This is a genomic window from Halomonas sp. 3D7M (assembly GCF_014897885.1).
Classification (GTDB): domain Bacteria; phylum Pseudomonadota; class Gammaproteobacteria; order Pseudomonadales; family Halomonadaceae; genus Vreelandella.
Window position 1 is genome coordinate 94,687 of sequence record NZ_JABUZF010000268.1, and the last position, 3,055, is coordinate 97,741.

General features: G+C 54.5%; 4 protein-coding genes. 3 read left to right on the plus strand and 1 reads right to left on the minus strand.

The genetic code is table 11. The annotated features are described in order from the left end of the window. Nucleotides 1-571, minus strand: a 571-nt coding sequence (locus tag INT22_RS21515) for an aldehyde dehydrogenase family protein (protein ID WP_226912891.1), incomplete at its 3' end; no start/stop codon positions are given. A gap of 160 nt (nucleotides 572-731) precedes the next feature. Here INT22_RS21515 and INT22_RS18390 point away from each other — a divergent pair. The 3 genes from INT22_RS18390 (at nucleotide 732) to ispD (ending at nucleotide 3,047) form a co-directional block, all read left to right on the plus strand. Next, nucleotides 732-1,880: a GNAT family N-acetyltransferase gene (locus tag INT22_RS18390; protein WP_193068728.1), complete on the plus strand. Its 1,149-nt coding sequence runs from the start codon at nucleotides 732-734 to the stop codon at nucleotides 1,878-1,880. Between the two features lie 100 nt (nucleotides 1,881-1,980). Beyond that, complete coding sequence (gene ftsB / locus INT22_RS18395) at nucleotides 1,981-2,334, plus strand: cell division protein FtsB (protein ID WP_193068729.1); 354 nt, start codon at nucleotides 1,981-1,983, stop codon at nucleotides 2,332-2,334. Then, the gene (gene ispD / locus INT22_RS18400; protein WP_193068730.1) at nucleotides 2,331-3,047 is read left to right on the plus strand and encodes a 2-C-methyl-D-erythritol 4-phosphate cytidylyltransferase; all 717 of its coding nucleotides are present in this window, start codon (nucleotides 2,331-2,333) and stop codon (nucleotides 3,045-3,047) included. The genes ftsB and ispD overlap by 4 nt, the downstream gene beginning before the upstream one ends. Nucleotides 3,048-3,055 lie beyond the last annotated feature (8 nt).

Below are 3,055 nucleotides of genomic sequence, written 5' to 3' on the forward strand. Positions count from 1 at the left end.
AGCCGGTGAACACCAGATGATCAAAAGGTAGTGCGCTAAACGCTTGTGCTATTTCTGGGCCGCCTTCAACAGCGCATACTTCTTCATCGGTAAAGTATTGCGGTACTAGCTTAGCCAGCAGGGCGCTGGTATTGGGGGCGTGCTCGCTGGGCTTGATCATGACGCTATTACCCGCTGCGACAGCATCAATAGCGGGCATCAGTGCTAAGCTCCAGGGGTAGTTCCAGGGCGACATAATACCCACCACGCCAAGTGGCTGAGGAGCGATGCGGGCGCGGGCGGGCCATAAGCGCCATGGCATGTTGGCAGCGTATGGGCGCATCCAATGCCAGAGGTGTCGCCGTGTATGATGAATGGCATGCAGCACCGCGTTAATCTCCGCTAAGCGTATTTCTGTCTCACTACGCTTGCCGAAGTCAGTTTGAATGGCCTGGATAATCTCCCGCTGGTGATGCTTAGTCATTCGTGCAAGGCGGGCTAAGCGCTCTCGTCGTAACCTTAATGAGGGAAAGGGCGCTTGGCCAAACGCATGACGCTGAGTGTGCAACAGGCGCATTAAATCGCGTTTCATGGCAGCTCCTTGGGTTAATTCTTAATAACAATAGTCGTTTGTCCTGCTACTTGAATACCTCACACTAAATAGAAATGACAGCATCAACAAAAGCACTGACAGTCTGGTTGGTGGTAAGGTCACACTTTCACCATTTAAACGATATGCCTCGGGAGGCATCATGCTTTCGCGCTCACTGTCATGCATTATGCTACCCGCTATCGACGCTGTGGATGCCGTCCAATGGGACGCACTGGTGAGTAGCGACCAGCCTTTCCTACGACACGCGTTTTTGCATGCCTTAGAGAGCAGTGGCTCTGTCTGCGAGGCGACCGGCTGGGAGCCTTGCCATCTGTGCGTATGGCAAGGTAGCCGCTTAGTGGGCGCGTTGCCCATGTATCGCAAGCACCACTCTTACGGTGAGTATGTGTTTGATTGGGGATGGGCCGATGCACTGGAGCGAGCAGGCGGCCATTATTACCCCAAGGCATTAAGTGCCATTCCGTTTACCCCGGTGCCTGGTACGCGTACTTTAATTGCCGATGATGCCAACGCGGAGGATGTTCGCGGGTTATTAGCAGCGGCGTGGCAAACGCACTGTGAAGAGCAAGCGTTATCGAGTTGGCACCTCCTGTTTGCACAAGATGACGAAGTGGATGCCTGGCAGCGCCAGTTTCCAGCGTTAATTGCCCGAGAAGGCGTTCAGTTCCAATGGCGAGATCGCACCTTTGGTGATTTTGAAGGCTTCCTGGCGAGCCTTACGTCGAAGCGTCGCAAAATGATTAAACGTGAGCGTCGCTTGGTTGCCGAGCAAGGCTTTACGCTACGCCGTTTAGAGGGCGAGGCAATTACGCAAGAAGCGATGGCGCACTTCTTTCGCTGCTATACGATCACATACCACGAGCGGGGCCGTCCTCCTTACTTAAATGACGTTTTTTTTGAGCGATTACGTCATGCGATGCCTGAGGCGCTTGTATTGGTTCAGGCGCTGCTGGATGGCCAGCCTGTTGCCGCTGCTCTCTATTTTCGTGGCGATAGCACTTTGTACGGCCGCTATTGGGGAAGCGAGGTGGTTGCCGACTGTCTCCATTTCGAAGCCTGTTACTACCAAGGCATTGAATTTTGTCTGGAAAAGGGACTCTCTTTGTTCGACCCCGGTACTCAAGGAGAGCACAAGCTGGTGCGCGGCTTTGCGCCCCAGCGGGTACGTTCGCTGCACTATCTTGTACACCCAGGCCTAGCGGCTGGAGTCGCCCAATTTTGCCAAGAAGAGGGGGCCCATATCAGCGCCTATCGTGAGGCGGCGAGCGACGCATTACCGTTCAAATGAAAATCGCTTTATAAAGCCAGCCATATAAAGCGTGACTCGCTGGAAATAGCCCATGATGGCATAATGCGCCTCGTTCAGGCCTAAACAAAGGGATGCGGTGATGCATAAATGGCTAACGGTTGCGCTGCTTGCTGTATTGGGGCTTCTCCAATACCAGCTTTGGCTAGGTAATGGTGGCTGGGAGGATTTGCAGCTGGTAGAGGAGCGCGTTGCCGTTCAAGAGGCTGCCAATGTGCCGATGCGAGAGCGCAATGCTCGGTTAGCGGCTGAAGTTACCGACCTAAAAACCGGCCTGGATGCGATTGAAGAGCGTGCGCGTAGCGACATGGGCATGGTGCGTAGCGATGAGCAGTTCTTTTGGGTGCCGGGTGTTGCCATTGAAGCAGAGCTAGTGGGCATCAATGCGGGGCTAGTGACTCAGCCAAGCTCGCCTAGCGAGGACATAGACGAATGAGTCACACGTTGTGGCTAATCGTGCCCGCCGCTGGGCAAGGCAAGCGAATGGGCGCTGATAAGCCTAAGCAGTACCTGCCACTGGGCGAAAAGCCCATTCTTGCCCATACACTTAGTCGACTACACCGAGCCTTCCCCACTGCGCATCTTGTGCTGTGCTTGGATAGTGATGATCATTGGTTCGAGCCTGAATGGGTGCCATTTCCCCAGTGGCAACGAGTGGCGGGTGGCGCGGAGCGAATGGATAGCGTTTTAAATGCGCTGCACGCTATAAAAGCGCAAGACAACGATATGGTGATGGTGCATGACGTCGCACGCCCCTGCATTACATCATCTGATTTGCTGGCGCTTTATGACGCTGCTCAGCAGCACCCAAGTGGCGCACTCTTGGCGATGCCGGTTGCTGACACCATGAAACGGGCCAATGCCGAACAATTAAGCGCCGTGACAGAGCCTCGGGATCGGCTGTGGCACGCGTTAACACCCCAAGCTTTTCGCTATGCGCTTTTGCGGCGCGCCCTTGAATACGCTGTCGCTAATCACTGTGTGGTCACGGATGAAGCCTCGGCTGTGGAAGCGCTTGGTCAGGCCCCCAAGCTGGTTAGTGGGCGTCGTGATAATCTCAAGATCACTCATCCTGATGACCTTGCCCTTGCTGCCGCTATCATGGCGTCGCAAGTAGCCCAATCCTCTGAATCTGAAAGGAGTTGTTAATGCGAATT